The 15,601-nt window shown below is 65.7% G+C and carries 12 protein-coding genes; 11 read left to right on the plus strand and 1 reads right to left on the minus strand.

Features of this window, described 5'->3' with window-relative positions; genetic code table 11:
• Positions 1–153 precede the first annotated feature (153 nt).
• Positions 154–1,452 (plus strand): MFS transporter, encoded by a 1,299-nt coding sequence (locus ACQR0W_RS10415; protein WP_315827426.1) that lies wholly within the window; start codon positions 154–156, stop codon positions 1,450–1,452.
• Positions 1,453–1,545: 93 nt separating this feature from the next.
• On the plus strand, positions 1,546–2,079 hold the full coding sequence (locus ACQR0W_RS10420) for a GlcG/HbpS family heme-binding protein (RefSeq protein ID WP_315718516.1): 534 nt from the start codon (positions 1,546–1,548) through the stop codon (positions 2,077–2,079).
• Positions 2,080–2,145: 66 nt separating this feature from the next.
• Here ACQR0W_RS10420 and ACQR0W_RS10425 read toward each other — a convergent pair whose 3' ends face one another.
• A complete protein-coding gene (locus ACQR0W_RS10425) occupies positions 2,146–3,117 on the minus strand; it encodes a LysR substrate-binding domain-containing protein (protein WP_316170354.1) in 972 nt (323 codons plus the stop codon).
• A 156-nt stretch (positions 3,118–3,273) separates the two neighbouring features.
• Here ACQR0W_RS10425 and ACQR0W_RS10430 point away from each other — a divergent pair, with 156 nt between their 5' ends.
• The 9 genes from ACQR0W_RS10430 to ACQR0W_RS10470 all read left to right on the plus strand — a co-directional run bounded on the left by ACQR0W_RS10430 (position 3,274) and on the right by ACQR0W_RS10470 (position 15,222).
• The gene (locus tag ACQR0W_RS10430) at positions 3,274–4,728 is read left to right on the plus strand and encodes an aldehyde dehydrogenase family protein (RefSeq protein ID WP_316170355.1); all 1,455 of its coding nucleotides are present in this window, start codon (positions 3,274–3,276) and stop codon (positions 4,726–4,728) included.
• A 30-nt stretch (positions 4,729–4,758) separates the two neighbouring features.
• Positions 4,759–6,549 carry a thiamine pyrophosphate-binding protein gene (locus ACQR0W_RS10435; protein WP_316170356.1) on the plus strand — a complete coding sequence of 597 codons (1,791 nt, stop codon included), beginning with the start codon at positions 4,759–4,761 and terminating at the stop codon, positions 6,547–6,549.
• Between the two features lie 42 nt (positions 6,550–6,591).
• On the plus strand, positions 6,592–7,830 hold the full coding sequence (locus ACQR0W_RS10440) for an ABC transporter substrate-binding protein (protein ID WP_316170357.1): 1,239 nt from the start codon (positions 6,592–6,594) through the stop codon (positions 7,828–7,830).
• A 46-nt stretch (positions 7,831–7,876) separates the two neighbouring features.
• The gene (locus ACQR0W_RS10445; protein WP_315739227.1) at positions 7,877–8,746 is read left to right on the plus strand and encodes a branched-chain amino acid ABC transporter permease; all 870 of its coding nucleotides are present in this window, start codon (positions 7,877–7,879) and stop codon (positions 8,744–8,746) included.
• Positions 8,743–11,322 (plus strand): branched-chain amino acid ABC transporter ATP-binding protein/permease, encoded by a 2,580-nt coding sequence (locus ACQR0W_RS10450; protein ID WP_315718510.1) that lies wholly within the window; start codon positions 8,743–8,745, stop codon positions 11,320–11,322. Before ACQR0W_RS10445 ends, ACQR0W_RS10450 begins: the two co-directional genes overlap by 4 nt.
• Positions 11,323–11,392: 70 nt before the next feature.
• Positions 11,393–11,815, plus strand: coding sequence for a cupin domain-containing protein (locus ACQR0W_RS10455; protein ID WP_316186892.1), 423 nt, complete (start codon positions 11,393–11,395; stop codon positions 11,813–11,815).
• Positions 11,816–11,825: 10 nt separating this feature from the next.
• Positions 11,826–12,815: an NAD-dependent epimerase/dehydratase family protein gene (locus tag ACQR0W_RS10460; protein WP_316186893.1), complete on the plus strand. Its 990-nt coding sequence runs from the start codon at positions 11,826–11,828 to the stop codon at positions 12,813–12,815.
• Complete coding sequence (locus ACQR0W_RS10465) at positions 12,812–13,522, plus strand: SDR family oxidoreductase (protein WP_316186894.1); 711 nt, start codon at positions 12,812–12,814, stop codon at positions 13,520–13,522. Before ACQR0W_RS10460 ends, ACQR0W_RS10465 begins: the two co-directional genes overlap by 4 nt.
• A 2-nt stretch (positions 13,523–13,524) precedes the next feature.
• Positions 13,525–15,222 carry an FAD-dependent oxidoreductase gene (locus ACQR0W_RS10470; protein ID WP_316186955.1) on the plus strand — a complete coding sequence of 566 codons (1,698 nt, stop codon included), beginning with the start codon at positions 13,525–13,527 and terminating at the stop codon, positions 15,220–15,222.
• The last annotated feature ends 379 nt before the right edge of the window (positions 15,223–15,601 follow it).

Below are 15,601 nucleotides of genomic sequence, written 5' to 3' on the forward strand. Positions count from 1 at the left end.
GTCGGCAATCATGATGGACACGACCGGCAGGCACGCTCGGAAAGTGCGCCTGCATGGTCCATGCGGCCACCCGATTGTACTGCACTCGCGCTTGTTCTCCCGGCCAACGAAGAAGCGCATCTGGTTCGAGTCCTGGCCTGAAAGTGAACGATCATGAAACTGGGCTGGTATTCCGAACTCGACGAGGTCGAACGCCGGACGTATTGGGCTTGCTTCGCGGGCTTTGGTCTCGACTCGCTGGATTCGACGATCTACGCGCTGGTCATCCCGGCGCTGATTGCAACAATCGGACTGACGCGCCCTGAAGCCGGCTATCTCGCGACCGCAGCCCTCGTCGGTGCAGCCATCGGTGGCTGGGGCGGGGGGATCCTTGCCGATCGCATCGGCCGCATCAAGGTCCTGCAACTGACGATCCTCTGGGTTGCCCTGTTCACGCTCGCATCGGCTTTCGCGACCGGCTTCAACTACTTGCTGATCGTGCGTTTTCTCCAGGGCCTCGGCTACGGCGGTGAGGCGGCCGTGGGTGGCGTCCTGATCAGCGAGGTCGTCAGGCCCGCGCTTCGCGGCCGGGTGGCCGCGTCGGTGCAGAGCAGCTACGCGGTGGGTTATGCGATTTCCGTCGCGCTGCTCCCCGTCATTTCATCGCTGTTTTCTGAAGAGCTCGGCTGGCGCGTGTTCTTTGCGGTCGGCATCGCGCCGGCCTTTCTCGTGTTCTTCATCCGCCGCCTTGTGCCGGAGTCCGGGCTTTATCGTCAAAGCCGCGCGGACGAGACAGCCGGACTGCCCGCCTGGACGATCTTCACCAGGGCCCATGTGCGGCGTACCGTGGCGGCGGTCACGATGGCCACCGGCATTTTCGGCGGTGCCTATGTGATGATCACGTGGCTGCCGACCTATCTGCGCACCGTCCTCAACCTGACCGTGGGGAGCAGTGCAGGCTATCTTGCCATGAACATCCTGGGTTCGTTGGTCGGACCGTTGCTCTATGGCTGGCTTTCGGATCGCACGGGCCGGCGTCCCGCGTTCATGATCTTCCTGCTATGCCAGGCCGTGAACGCGAGCATCTACCTGCTTGCTCCGATCGGCGCCAACGCGACGATCCTGCTCAGCTTCTTTCTGGGCGCGTTCCAGGGTGGGTTGGCATCAGGAATGTTGCCGACCTTTGCCGAATTGTTTCCGACCGAGATTCGTGCGAGCGGGCAGGGTTTCTGCCTCGGTGGCGGGCGTGGGTTTGGCTCGGTCGTGCCTGCGACCGTGGGCGTGCTTGCTGCGTCGCATCCTCTTGGCTTGTCGATGGGCCTTTGCGCGCTCGCCGCCTATGGACTTGCTTTCATCGCCGCGATGGCTTTGCCCGAGACGAGCGGCGCTGACCTGCAGCGTATGACTCCGTTGGAGATGCAAGCAGGGCAGCCGGGAGACCTCGGCAACCTCCAAGCGCGGCCGTCGGAATGAGGAGGCTGAGAACGACACGCCTCGTCGAGCGAAACAAGGCGCCCACGCTGGCCGACGAGAGCACGGAGAAGGCAACAGGGTCGGGAGGAAGACATGCACTATCGGACCATTTTGAGCGTCATCGCATGCGTCGCAGCTCTGCACTTATCGAACAGCCTCGCCCAGACATCGAACACCGACAATCCCAACGACGCGGTCGCGGATGCACTGACGCCGCCTCCTTATGGCGAGCCGATCAGCCTGGAGATGGCCAAGAAGGTGGCTGCTGCGGCCGTTGCCGAGACGACGAAGCGCAATTGGAACGCATTCTGCATCTCCGTGGTCAATCCGAGCGGCGATCTGGTCTATTTCGAAAAGCAGGACAATTGCCAATATGCGTCGATCGGCCTGTCTCAGCACAAGGCGCGCACGTCGGCACGTTATCGACGCCCCACGCTGGTGTTCGAGACGTTGCTGGGCAAAGGTGCGTATTTCGCCTATCTCGCCACGCTCGATGACATGATCGCATCGCGAGGCGGCAATCTGCTGGTCGTGGATGGCAAGATCATCGGTGCCGTCGGCGTGAGTGGTGGGTCGGGCGCCCAGGACAACGTCGTATCCCTGGCCGGGCAAGCGGCGCTGAAGTAGACGAGACCGGGCCGCAGGCGGGGCGTGATGCAGTCGCGACCGCCGGTCAGACGGTCGGCGCGTGCGCTAGGCCGCCGGCGGGATGGCGGAAGACATGGGGTCGTCGACCAAGCTGACGCCGCGCCATTGTCCGGATGTGACGAGCGTTCGCGCAGTATCCTGGAGTTCCTTGGCGACGGCGAGGGCTGCAGGCGCCAGCAGGTCCGGCTTGATCGAATAGACATAGTTGCGTCGCGTGATCCGGGCGTCCGAGATCGGCAGGGCGCGCCAGTCCTCGCTGCTTCGTCCTCCTGCCTGCAGCGCCGACATCGGCTTGATGGTGACCCCGATGCCCTCACCGACGCAGCTCATCACCAGCGAGAGCGAGTCGATCTCGGCGACCACATTCGGCGTGATGTTGCGCCGCTCGAACTCCGCAGCTACACGCCGGCGCAGGCCATGAGTTCCCGTCGGCAGGATCAGGGGCAGCTCTGCAACTTCTGCAACTGTGATGCTGCAACGGTGGCGCGGCACCAGCGGGCTGTCGGCAGGGAGAAGCACGAACAATTCCTCGTCGAGCAGCGGAATCGCGTCGAGCTTGGATGACACGTCGTTGTTGAACAGGATGGCCAGGTCGAGCTGGCCAAGCCGCATCATGTGGGCGATGTGGCCGCTCATTCCCTCGACGACGTTGAGCAGGATGCCGGGATATTTGGCGCGGATGCACTTGGTGAGCGGCAGCCCGATCGCGAGCACGGTCGTCGCGGGCAAGCCGACCGATACCATGCCGCTGACCTCTGCCGAATCCTGGCGGGCAATCGACAGCGCATGGTCGAGCTGCCGCAGCATGAACCGGGCGTGATGGTAGAGCGCAAGGCCGTTCTCGGTCGGGATCACGCCGCGCGAGGAGCGCTGCAGCAAGGGCCTGCCCACTTCCTCCTCGAGCTTTGCGATCTGCTGGCTCAGTGCGGGCTGCGCAACGAACAGGCAGCGCGACGCCTTCGACAGGCTGCCGCTCTCGACGATCTGGGCGAAATAGCGCAACTGACGCAAATCCATGAGCGGGAACCGCACTGCCTGGGAAGAACGAGACCTTGCCGCCGGGCTATATGCTCAGCTTATGGCAACTAATCCAAAACAGTATTTTTGCTAATGTCAATTTCTCTCTAAGGACGAGGGTAACAGGTGTGAAGACCCTTTGGGAGGAACCAGACGATGGCGGACGCTGCGGTTCAGGGACAGGCGTCGGCCGGTCTGCCATCGTGCCGCCTCTTGATCGCCGGGGAATGGGTGAATGGTCCGCACACCGTCGCCGTGCTCGACAAATATCGCCTGCGGCCCGCCATGTCCGCGCATCTGCCGTCGCGCGAGCAGGTCCGCAGCTGCATTGTCGCCGCGGAGCGGGCGTTCGAAGCCAATGTACTGACGCCCTATGATCGCGGCCTCATCCTCGATCGCGCCGCGGTCGAGCTTGAGAAGCGTGCGTCGGAGCTGGTGGAGGTGCTGCGCCAGGAGGCGGGCTTTCCACGCCGCGATGCAATGGGCGAAGTCCAGCGTTGTGCGACGACGTTTCGGCTCTCCGCCGAAGAGGCGCGGCGGCTGGCCGGCGAGATGGTGCCGATGGAAGGGGCCGCAGGCCAGAAGGGCCGCATCGGCTTCACCATCCGCGTGCCGCTCGGCGTCGTGGCCGCGATTACGCCGTTCAATGCTCCGCTCAATACGGTGGCGCACAAGGTTGCGCCTGCACTGGCGGCTGGTAACGCCGTGGTGCTGAAACCGTCGCTGCATACGCCGATGACGTCCTGCATCATGGCGGAGTGCCTGATCGCGGCAGGTCTGCCATCGGGGCTGATGTCGGTGCTGCATGGCGATGGTGAGGTCGCCGACTGGTTGATGGCCGAGGCGGCAGTGAAATTCTTCGCGTTCACCGGCAGCACGGACGTCGGCCGCATCATCCAGGGCAAGGCGGGACTGCGCCGCACGCAGATGGAGCTCGGCTCGATCTCGCACTGCGTGATCTGCGAGGACGCCGATCTCGATATTGCGCTGCCGAAGGTCGTCAACGCGGGCTTCCGCAAGGCCGGCCAGGTCTGCACATCGATCCAGGTGCTGCTGGTGCAGCGTTCGCTGATCGGGCAGGTGGAGCAGAGACTTTCAGAGCTCGTTGCCGGGCTGCGCTACGGAGACCCCGGCGAGGACGACACCGTTGTTGGGCCGGTCGTCAGCGAGGCCGCCGCGCAGCGCATCGAGTCCTGGATCGCGCTGGCCGAGCAGAACGGCGCGCGGCGTCTGGTCGGTGGCGCGCGGGTGGGCGCCGTGGTTCCTCCCACGCTGCTCACGAATGTCGACAAGGCGACCCCGCTCGGCTGCCAGGAAGTGTTCGGGCCTGTGATGTGCGTCGCGCCCTTCGATGTGCTGGACGAGGCGATCGCGCGCGTCAACGACACACCTTATGGACTTGCCACGGGCATCTTCACAAAACGTCTGGACGAGGCTCTGCAGGCCGCGCGGCAATTGCAAGTCGGTGGCGTTCACATCAACGAGACTCCGAGCTCCCGCGTGGATCTCATGCCGTATGGCGGCTCCAAGGATTCCGGGTTCGGCCGCGAAGGGCCGCATTACGCGATCCGCGAAATGAGCGAAGAGCGTATCGTGACGATCCTCGCATGACGCGGACCGTCACCTGACAAGGATCTGACCATGACCAAGATGAAGGGCGGCGAAGTCATCGCCGAATATCTCGTCAAGCAGAAGGTGCCTTTCGTGATCGGCATCTGCGGACACGGCAATGTCGGCATTCTTGATGCGCTGTATCAGGTGCGTGACCGCGTCAAGCTGGTCTCGCCCCGCCACGAGCAATGCGCAGGCCACATGGCCGACGCCTATTTCCGCGTCAAGCACAGTCCGGTCGCGACCCTGACCTCGACCGGGCCGGGCTCGGCCAACATGGTGATGTCGCTCGCAACTGCGTTGTCGGACTCCTCGAGCTTCCTTGCGATCACCGCCAATGTTCCGACGTCGCAGGCCAATCGCGCGCCGTTCCAGGAATTGTACGCGCACAACCAAGCCGATTTCGCCCAGGTGCTGCGCCCGGTGGTGAAACGCTCGTTCCAGCCGAGCCGCGTCGACATGCTGCCGCTGGCGCTGCGCCAAGCCTTCGACACCATGGTCACGGGACGTCCCGGCCCGGTCAATCTCGATATCCCGTACAATGTTTTCCAGGAGGAGGCCGACGTCGAGCTGCCGGCGCTGTCGCATGTTCACGGCAGTCACCGGCCGAGTGCGAGCGAGGCCGACGTCACCAGGGCGCTCGATCTGATCGAAGCCGCTAGGCGGCCGGTGTTCTTCATCGGGCAGGGCACGACGCTCTCGGAGGCCGGTCCCGAGATCAGCGCGCTGCAGAGCCGCTACGGCATTCCAGTCATCACCTCGCCCAATGGCATGGGCTGCGTGCCGGCGGATGATCCACTGACGCTCGGCTTCATTGGCCGCAACGGCGCTTATCCCGCCAACCAGGCCGGCCGTCACGCCGATCTCGCGCTCTGCATCGGAACGCGTTTCGACGATCGCTCGTCCTCGAGCTGGCACCAGGGCTACTCGTGGAATTTTCCGTCGACCAAGCTGCTGCAGGTCGACATCGATCCGGCGGAGCTCGGCCGCAACTATCCGCCGACGCTCGGCATCATCGCCGACGCCAAGACCTTCGCCGGGCAACTGCTCGCGGCGCTGGAGCGTCGCCCCGCGATCCGTCGCGAAAATTTCGCGGCGTGGCGCGACGAGATCGCGACCTGGAAGGCGGAGTGGGAGGCGTTCGTGCGGCCGCACTTCAGCGCCGACACCACGCCGATCCGGCCGGAATATGTCGTCGGAGCCCTGCAGGACGTGCTGCCGGACGACGTCATCCTGTCGCTCGATTCCGGCGTGCATCACAACTGGTTCATGCAGTTCTGGCAGCCGAAGCGGCCGCAGAGCATGCTGAACAGCTGGGGCTTTTCGTCGATGGGGTTCGGCGTCTGCGGCGTGCTCGGCGCGCAGCTGGCCGCGCCCGACCGTCCCTGCGTCGCCGTCGTCGGCGACGGCGGCTTCATGATGGCGCCCTACGTCGTCGCCACGGCCGTCGAATATGACCTGCCGTGCGTCTGGATCGTCTGGAACAACTTCGCCTGGAGCGCGATCCGCGATTTGCAGTATGGCCTGTTCGAGGGCCGCGAGCTCGGCACCGCGTTCTATCGCGGCAATCAGGGGCCCGGCGGAGATCGCTACAACCCCGACTTTGCCGCCTGGGCGCGCGCCTGCGGCGCCGACGGCGTGACGGTGACCCGCAGCGCCGACCTGCGCGGTGCAGTCGAGACCGCGATCAAGAACCGCCGCCCCTGCGTGATCGATCTGCATGTCGACGCCGAGGTGCGGCCGCCATCGACGGGCACCTGGGAGCTGCCGCCGATCCCATTCAAGGAGCCGGTGTTCGGCAAGCCTTACAAACGCGACTGACGATACAAAACAAAGATAACAGCATTGAGAGGGAGGAGCACCATGTTGAAGCGTGATCTGAACCGGCGATCTTTCATGCGCGCGTCGGCCGGCGTGGCTGCCGCATCCGTGCTCGGCGTCGGCGGTCCCGCGCGAGCCCAGTCCGATGGGCCCGTCCGCATCGGCATGATCTATGCCAAGCAGGGGCCGGGCGCCTCGATCGGTGAGTACCTGCAACGCGGCAGCGCGCTTGCGGTCGAGCAGGCCGGCGGCAAGGTGCTGGGCCGCCCGATCGAGCTGGTCTGGCTCGACGAGCCCAATCCCCAGGTGTCGCAGCAGAACATGCAGCGGCTTGTCGACGAGAGCAAGGTGGTCGCCGTGGTCGGCGGCAACTACTCGTCCTCGGCGCTCGCCATGATGAGCGTTGCCAATCGCGAGAAGGTGCCGCTGATCCTCACCGGCGCCGCGGCCAGCGAGATCACCGGCAAGAGCTGCAGCAAGTACACGTTCCGCACCCAGGCGACCGTGCCGGTCCAGATGGCCGGCCTGATGCCCTACGTCTCCAGCATCGGCAAGAAGGTCTATTTCATCACGGCGTCATATGCCTTCGGCCAGGACATCCTGCGCGCCTCGCGCGCGATGCTGAAGCAGGTCGGCGCCACCGAGGTCGGGGTCGACGAGGTGCCGATCAACACCGCGGACTACAGCTCTTACATCCTCAAGATCCGCCAGGCCAAGCCGGACGTGATCGTCGGCGGCCTGGTGGGCGGCGACTTCTCCAACTTCCTGAAGCAGTGGAACGAGATGGGGATGAAGGACAAGATCCCCTATGCGGCGGTCGCCGTCACGGACACCGACTTCTGGGACGTCGGGCCGCAGGCCTCGACCGGCATCTACATCAAGCCGTGGTACTACAACAATCCGAAGAATACCGCCGCCGAGCAGAAGCTGATCGAGGATTTCAAGAAGAAGTACAATCAGCCGCCATCGGACAAGACGTGGTCGGGCTGGATCGGCATGCGGGCGCTGTTGGAATCGATCGAGGCGGCTAAGTCGACCGAGGCCGCTCAGCTCGTGGCGCATCTCGAGCAGTGGAAGAACACCGAAGGCGAGTTTCCGTTCTTCTTCCGCGACTGGGATCACCAGTTGGTGCGCCCGGCCGTCATCGTCCAGATCAAGAAGCAGATCACCGACAAGTTCGACTATTTCGACGTGCTGAAGAACACCTCGGCGACCGCCGAGGAGACGGCGAAGGCGTTCGGTACCAAGGAGGATATCGGCTGCAGCATGCCCTCGCTCTGAGGCGGCGGCGACCCTTGTTCCCGCAGCGTACTGACAGGCTCGAACGATGCTCGACACTCTCGTCTCCCAGGCGGCCAATGGACTCGTGCTCGGCTTCATCTACGTGCTGATCGCCGTAGGTCTGTCGATCACCTTCGGCCTGCTCGGCGTCATCAACTTCGCGCATGGCGCCTTCTTCGCGCTGGGGGCCTACGTGGCCTGGCAGCTGTTCCAGCTGTTCGGCTGGAGCGCCGTGATCCTGGCGCCGCCGGTGGTCGGGCTGATCGGCATGGCCGTGGAGGTGACGATCATCCGCCGCCTCTACGGCAAGGAGCCGCTGCTCAGCCTGATCGTGACCTTCGCGCTGGCGCTGCTGATCGAAGCGGTGATCCGCTACGCCTGGGGCGCCGACGGCAAGCCGTTCAATCCGCCGCCGGCCTTCGCAGGGATCGTCGAAGTTGGTCCTCTCCTGATCACCAAATATCGCGTGGCCGTGCTGGGCGCGACCACCGCGACCTTGCTCGGCCTATGGGGCTTCCTGGCGTTCACACCCTATGGCCGGATCCTGCGTGCCGGCAGCCGGGACCCGGAGATGGTGGAATTGCTCGGCATCAATCTGCCGCGGGTGCTCACCGCAGTGTTCGGGCTCGGCTGCATGCTGGCGGCGATCGCTGGCGTGCTGGCCGCGCCGTTGTGGACGGTGTCGCCGTCCATGGCTGCCAATGCGGTGATGCCAGCGTTCGTGATCGTGGCCATCGGCGGCCTCGGCTCCTTTCGGGGCGCAGTGGTCGCCGGACTCGCGGTAGGAATCGTCACCTCGCTGACCATTCAGTTCTGGCCAGAGGCGGCCGCCGCATCGATGTATGCCTTGATGTTCGCGATCATGCTGCTGCGGCCGCGCGGGCTATTCGGCGAGCGCTGGGAGCGTTTCGAATGACGACGGCCAAGTCCGTGCTGCAGCGGCTCGCAAGTCACCCGGTGCTGGTGGCGGCCGCGATACTGGCGCTCGCCTCCGGCATCGCGCTCGCTGTGGGCATGCCGATCCATCGCGTGACCCAGATCGCGATCTACACGCTCTACGGCGCGGAGGTGAACTTCCTGATCGGCTATCTCGGCCTGGTGCCGTTCGGCGCGTCCTTCTTCTTCGGCTGCGCGAGCTATGCGCTGGCAATCGGCCTGGGCTTCATGCCGGCCGCCAATGAAATCACCGGTCTGGCGATCGCGGTGGCATTTTCGCTGCTGCTGGCGCTGATCGTCGGCGCCATCATCCTTCGCCGGCGCGGACTCTACTTTTCGCTGCTGACGCTGGCGTGCTCCCAGATCGCGTTCGAGATTGCGTTCAAATGGACCTCGGTGACCGGAGGCGAGAACGGCCTGCAGAACGTCGCGCGTCCGCTGTTTCGCTCCGCGCTTGCCTTCCACGGCTTCACGCTCGTCGTGGTGATCGGATCATTGTGGATGCTGTGGCGGCTAGCGCATGCGCCGTTCGGCCGGCTGATGCAGGCGTTGCGCGACAATGAGCAGCGGGTCGTAAGCCTGGGTTTCGACACCTACCGCACCAAGCTGATTGCGCTCGTCATTGCCGGCGGCGGCATCGGCGTCGCCGGCGGTTTGATGGCGCTGCTGCTGCAGGGCGTCTACGCCAACAATCTGAACTGGGAACATGCCGGTGATCCCGTGCTGATGGCGGCGCTGGGCGGCGTGCATCATTTCCTGGGGCCGTTGTGGGGCGCCATCGTCTTCATCGTTTTGGAGGACCGGCTCAGCGCCATCACGGAGAATTGGTGGCTGGTCTTCGCCCCCATCATCATCGCCTTCGCGCTGCTGTCAGATGAGGGCATTCACGGCATCTTCCAGCGTATCGCCGGCCGCAGCCGCTGGACCCTGACGCGCAATGTCATTCCACCGCGGCCGCGCGACATCATTCCCTATGCGCCGGATCGTGCACGTCAGGCTGCGGCGACGGCCTCACAGGTGCCGATTCTCGCAATCCGCAACCTCTCCAAGCATTTCGGCTCGATCGTGACCCAGAACGACGTGTCGTTCGAGATGAGCCGCACCGGACTGCACAGCCTGATCGGCCCCAACGGCGCCGGCAAGACCACGTTGTTCAATCTGCTGACCGGTGTGCTCCGGGCCAACGCCGGCACGATCCTGTTCGAGGGCAAGCCCATCGATCAGCTGTCGCCGTACAAGCGCGCGCGGCTCGGCATCGCCCGCTCGTTCCAGATCCTGAGCGTCTTTCCCAATCTCACTGCGTTCGAGAACGTGCGTATCGCGGTCCAGGCTGCCAACGGGCAATGGACGGGTCTTTGGCGCGATGCCTATGATGATGCGGCTGCAAACGCGAAGGTGTGGTCGCTGCTCGATGCCGTCGGCCTTGCCGATCGCGCCGCCGAGCTTTGTTCCGCGCTGGCGCATGGTGAGAAGCGGCTTCTGGAGATCGCGGTGTCGCTCGCGATCGACGCAAAGCTCCTGCTGCTGGACGAGCCGCTGGCCGGTCTGGCGGAGTCGGACCGCAAGATCGTCGGAGAATTGATCATGCGGCTGGCGAAGTCCCACGCCGTGCTGTTGATCGAGCATGACATCGACCGTGTGCTGGCCATGTCCGACCGCATCACGGTGTTGCATCAGGGCCGGCTGATCGCCGACGGCAAGCCGGTGGAAGTGGCTGCCCATCCCGAAGTCGTCACGGCCTATCTCGGCACGGCCCATGGCCAGGTCGCGGCGGCTCCGTCGCGGGCGACCAATGTGACGCCGCTTCCCGGCAGCGCCGCCGCCGAGCCGCTGCTCAGGCTCGAGGGCGTGCGCGCCGGCTACGGCGGTGGCACCGTGCTCGACGGGCTCGACCTGGCCGTGCGGCCTGGCGAAGTGGTGGCGCTGCTAGGGCGCAACGGCGTCGGCAAGACCACCGCGCTGCGGGCCATCACAGGCACGGTGCCGGCGAGCGGCGGTCGCATCACGTTCGACGGCAGGCAGCTCAACCGGTTACGGCCGGACGAGATCAACCGTCTTGGCATCTCGCTGGTACCGGAAGGACGCCGGCTGTTTCCGAATCTGACCGTGCAGGAGAATCTCAAGCTCGCGAGCCGCGCCGGCGGCGCGTCGCTCGACGACGTGTTCGATCTGTTCCCGAAGCTCCGCATCCTGCACAAGGCGCGTGCCGAAAATCTCTCCGGCGGCGAGCGGCAGATGGTGGCGATCGCGCGCGCGTTGATGGTGCCGAGCCGGTTGATTTTGCTCGACGAGCCGTTCGAGGGCCTGGCGCCCGCTGTGGTGCAGGAGGTCCGCGACGCCGTGTCCAAATTGAGGTCGCGCGCGAGCCTCGTCATCGTGGAGCATCATGCCGAGAGCGTGCTGGCGATGGCGGACCGCGCCTATGTGCTGGTGAATGGGCGCGTGGCCCATGTCGGCGATGCTGCCGCGCTCGCGGCCGATCACGAACTGCAAGGGCGTTTGCTTGGCATCACTCAGACCGCTGATGCAGTGCAACGGGCGGCAAACGGGTCATGAGCAGCTGCGAGTTCGTGACCATCGGCACCGGCTGGCCGGCCCAATCTGAACCTTCCTGAGGAGATGAGACATGACCATCGTCGTTCCCGGACCGAACGCCTACGCGAATGCGGCGACAGAGAAGAAGGCGGTGACGCGCAATCTCGCCGAGATTTTCTGGACCCAGTATCCGGGCCACTATAACCAGGCGCTGTCGAAGGCGATCGTGACGCCGGACACCACCGGCAGCCGCTTCTTCGACCATCGCATCTCGTCCTACGAGCCCGGCGCGCATGTCGAGAGCCATTCTCACAAGGTGCAGGAGCAGATCTATCACGTGCTGTCGGGCGAGGGCATCTTGATCCTCGACGGCGAGCGCCGGTTGGTCCGTGCCAATGACGTCACCTACATTCCGCCGGGCGTGCTGCACGAATTCCACTGCACCGGCAACGACCCGCTGGTGTTCCTGGTGATCACCAGCCCGCCGACCGATGAGGAGCCGGCGCCGCGGTGAGGGGCCGGGCATGACCACGACCAAGTCCATCCTGGTTACCGGCGCCTGCGGCTGGCTCGGCTCGGCGATCGTACAGGCGCTGCTCGCCCGCGGCGATCGCGTCGTCGCCATCGACCTGGTGGTCTCGCCGGCCATGGCCGCACTCGCCGCGCAACAACAGCTACTCGTCAACGCTGCGATCGATCTCGGCGAATGGCATGAAGTGCTGCGGGCGTTCCAGACATTTCGTCCCGACGCCGTCATCCACGCCGCCGCGGTGGTCGGCGTGGTTCAGGCCGCGGATATCCCGCTGAAGGCGCTGCGGGTCAATGTCGAGGGCGCGATCAACCTGTTCGAGGCGATGCGGCTCTCCGGCGTCCGGCGCGTCGTGCAGATCTCGACCGAGGAGACCTATGGCGACTTCCAGTCGGCCATCATCGACGAGGATCACCCGCAGAAGCCGGCCAGCGTCTACGGTGTGACCAAGCTCGCAGCCGAGCACTATGGTCGCGTCTATTCGCGCGATCACGGGCTCGAATGCATCAATGTGCGGACCTGCTGGGTGTACGGACCGCATCTGCCGCGCCTGCGCATGCCCCGCACCTTCATCGAGGCCGCGTTGCGCGGCGAGCCATTTCATCAAGAGGACGGCGGCAATCTCGCGGTCGATCAGGTCTATATCGACGATACCGTGGCCGGCGTGCTGCTCGCGCTCGACAAGCCGCATCACAGCTTCGACGCCTACAATGTCGCGACCGGTGTGGCTCCGACGCTGCGCGACACGGCCGACGCCGTCAATCGCGCCATTCCCGGTGCGAGGATCACGGTCGGCGACACCGGTCCCTATCATCATGGCGGCCGCGTGCTGAGCGCCGTCAAGGGCGCGCTGGACATCGGCCGCGCCAAGGCGGAGCTCGGCTACCAGCCGCGCTACGATCTGCAAAGAGGCATCGAGGCGACGATCGAAGCGACGCGGGCCGCGATGGCGAAGACATCATCACCTTCAAGGGATCGAAAATGACCACCTCTTCTCCGATCGTTCTCATCTTCGGCGGCTCCCGCGGCATCGGCGCCGCTTGCGCGCAGGCGTTTGCCGTCGCCGGCTGGCAGGTGGCCTCGACCTACGCCACCAGCCCGTCGGACGGAGGGCCCGGCAGGCAATACAAGGTCGACATCCGCGATGCCGCGTCGGTCGCGCAGGTCTTCGCGCAAGTTACCGCCGACTTCGGTGGTGCGCCGCAGGCCGTCATTGCCAACGCCGGCATCAACGTGCCGGCAGGTCCGCTGGCGAGCTTCAAGCCGGAGGACTTCCGGCTGCTGATGGAGGTCAACGTCCTGGGTGCCTTCAACGTGCTGGCGGAGGCAGCGCGGCGCGTGCGCGACGCCGGCGCCATCGTCGCGATCACGACGTCGTTGGTCCGTCACGCGGTGCCGGGCACCGGGCCCTATGCGGCGACCAAGGCAGCGGTCGAAAGCCTGGTGCGGTCGATGGCGAAGGAGCTCTCGGCGCGCGGTGTTCGCGTCAATGCGGTGGCGCCCGGTCCCGTCGACACCGAACTTTTCAATGCCGGCAAGACCGAGGAGGCCAAGCAGCGCATGGCGGCGTTGAGCCCGTTCAATCGCGTCGGCAAGCCGGGCGAGATTGCGGAGGTGGTGCGCTTCCTGGCCTCCGGCGAGGCCTCCTGGATCCAGGGACAGATCGTGCAGCCCAATGGCGGCATGGTGTGAGCATGACGGCGGCGGTGCACGCCGGCGAGACGTTCGATGTCGTGGTCGTCGGAGCCGGCGCGGGCGGCATGACGGCGGCGACGATCGCGGCTGCTGACGGCTGCTCGGTGCTGCTGCTGGAGCAGGCCGAATTTATCGGCGGCACCACCGCCATCTCCGGCGGCATGGTCTGGATTCCTGCCAATCACAAGGCGGCCGCGGAGGGGCGGGCGGATACGCTGGAGGCGGCGCGCACGTATTTGGCCCGGACCGTGCCGGGGCAGGACCGCACGCGGCTCGAGACGTTCCTTGCATTCGGCGACGAAGCCTTGCGCGATCTCGAGGCCCGCACTGCGCTGCGGCTGCAGCCGGTGCCGACCTATCCGGATTATTATCCCGACCTGCCAGGTGCCACCGCGGGAGGCAGGGTGCTGGAGCCGCTGCCATTCGATGCGCGCGGCCTCGGCGACGCCTTTGCGCTGCTGCGCGATCCGCTGCCGGAGTTCATGCTGTTCGGCGGCATGATGATCAGCCGCCAGGATATCCCGCATCTGCGCCGTGCCGGCCGATCGTTGCGCTCGGCTCTGCATGCGGCCAGGTTGATCGCGCGCTATGGCCTGCAACGGCTCACGGCGCGGCGCGGCACGACGCTTTATCTCGGCAACGCGCTGGCGGCGCGGCTGCTGCGCTCGGCACTCGATCGTGGCGTCGTGATACGGACCGGCACCTCCGCCCAGCAGCTTGAGGCCGACGCGCAGGGCAGGGTCTCGAGGCTCGAAATTGTCGATCGCTCCGGCCGCTCCTGGATCACCGCAAGGCGCGGCGTGGTGCTCGCGACCGGCGGGCTGTCGCATGATGCCGAGCTGCGCCGCTGCTATGTGCCTGAGGCCGCCGGCCTGCTGTCGGCCACCGTCGATCCCGGCGCCGCACCGCGCGGCGCACGGCTGGCCATGGCCCTGGGCGCGTGCCTGTCGGCGCCGACGAAAGCGGGCGCGTTCTGGGTGCCGGCTTCGACCTTCACACGGGCCGACGGCAGCCGTGGCGTCTTCCCGCACACGGTCACCGATCGCGCCAAGCCCGGCCTGATCGCGGTCGATGGTACCGGCCGCCGCTTCGTCAACGAGGCGGTGTCCTACCACGAGTTCGTGCGCGCGCAGCTCGATCACGCTGCGGCCATTCCCGCCTGGCTGATCTGCGATCGCCGCTTCCTGTGGAGATACGGCCTCGGCAAGATCAAGCCGTTCACGCGCAGTGTCGCGCGTGACGTCGCCGCGGGCTATCTCAAGCGTGCCGACAGCCTGGACGCGCTCGCGGAGACGATCGGCGTCCCCGCGCAGGCGCTGACTGCGACCGTCAACCAGTTCAACGCCGGTGCGGTGCGCGGCGAGGATCCCGCCTTCGGCCGCGGCGGCGACATCTATCAGCGTGCGCTCGGCGACGCCGATCAGCATCCCAATCCCTGCGTCGCGCCGATCCTGGAGCCGCCTTTCCATGCCGTCGCGGTTTATCCGGCCGATCTCGGCATGTCTGCGGGCCTCGTCACCGATGCGCGCGGGCGGGTGTTGCGCGCGGATGGCTCACCCATTCCTGGCCTGTTCGCCTGCGGCAACGACATGGCCTCGATCATGGAAGGGGCCTATCCCGGGCCCGGCATCACGTTGGGTCCGGCGCTGGTCTTCGGCTGGCTCGCGGGCAGGAACGTCGCCGGCGCGAACGTTTGAGGACTCTCATGCTCGTGAGCTCGCAGGCATGGCTCGATGTGACCTCTCGGAGCCTGGAGGCATGAGAACGACTTGGTCGCACTTCGCGGCTTGTGAAAGTCGGCCACGGGTCGTTGCCTGAAGTGGGGACGCGGCAGTGGTTAGGAGGACCGTTGTCGTTGTCCAGGGTGGGGTGGCCTTCCCCACCCGCCGCCCGGCCGACGGACGCAAATGGCTCGCTAGTGGAGTCGCGCCGCTTCGGATCCCCGCCGGCTCGCTACTATATCGCGTGCAACACAGGATCAACTTGGGAAGTTTGCAATTGACGAACGGCTCGGGCCGCCGCGAGTAGCGGACGGTGCTCGTGTTTGGGCAACTCGAGATGATATGGTTGCGCGTC

Source organism: Bradyrhizobium sp. HKCCYLRH1034 (assembly GCF_051168375.1).
Taxonomy (GTDB): domain Bacteria; phylum Pseudomonadota; class Alphaproteobacteria; order Rhizobiales; family Xanthobacteraceae; genus Bradyrhizobium.

Excerpts from the sequence above, each read along its gene's own strand:
- ACQR0W_RS10415 (WP_315827426.1), top strand. The coding sequence starts at position 154 with ATGAAACTGGGCTGGTATTCCGAACTCGACGAGGTCGAACGCCGGACG.
- ACQR0W_RS10420 (WP_315718516.1), top strand. The coding sequence starts at position 1,546 with ATGCACTATCGGACCATTTTGAGCGTCATCGCATGCGTCGCAGCTCTG.
- ACQR0W_RS10425 (WP_316170354.1), bottom strand. The coding sequence starts at position 3,117 with ATGGATTTGCGTCAGTTGCGCTATTTCGCCCAGATCGTCGAGAGCGGC.
- ACQR0W_RS10430 (WP_316170355.1), top strand. The coding sequence starts at position 3,274 with ATGGCGGACGCTGCGGTTCAGGGACAGGCGTCGGCCGGTCTGCCATCG.
- ACQR0W_RS10435 (WP_316170356.1), top strand. The coding sequence starts at position 4,759 with ATGACCAAGATGAAGGGCGGCGAAGTCATCGCCGAATATCTCGTCAAG.
- ACQR0W_RS10440 (WP_316170357.1), top strand. The coding sequence starts at position 6,592 with ATGTTGAAGCGTGATCTGAACCGGCGATCTTTCATGCGCGCGTCGGCC.
- ACQR0W_RS10445 (WP_315739227.1), top strand. The coding sequence starts at position 7,877 with ATGCTCGACACTCTCGTCTCCCAGGCGGCCAATGGACTCGTGCTCGGC.
- ACQR0W_RS10450 (WP_315718510.1), top strand. The coding sequence starts at position 8,743 with ATGACGACGGCCAAGTCCGTGCTGCAGCGGCTCGCAAGTCACCCGGTG.
- ACQR0W_RS10455 (WP_316186892.1), top strand. The coding sequence starts at position 11,393 with ATGACCATCGTCGTTCCCGGACCGAACGCCTACGCGAATGCGGCGACA.
- ACQR0W_RS10460 (WP_316186893.1), top strand. The coding sequence starts at position 11,826 with ATGACCACGACCAAGTCCATCCTGGTTACCGGCGCCTGCGGCTGGCTC.
- ACQR0W_RS10465 (WP_316186894.1), top strand. The coding sequence starts at position 12,812 with ATGACCACCTCTTCTCCGATCGTTCTCATCTTCGGCGGCTCCCGCGGC.
- ACQR0W_RS10470 (WP_316186955.1), top strand. The coding sequence starts at position 13,525 with ATGACGGCGGCGGTGCACGCCGGCGAGACGTTCGATGTCGTGGTCGTC.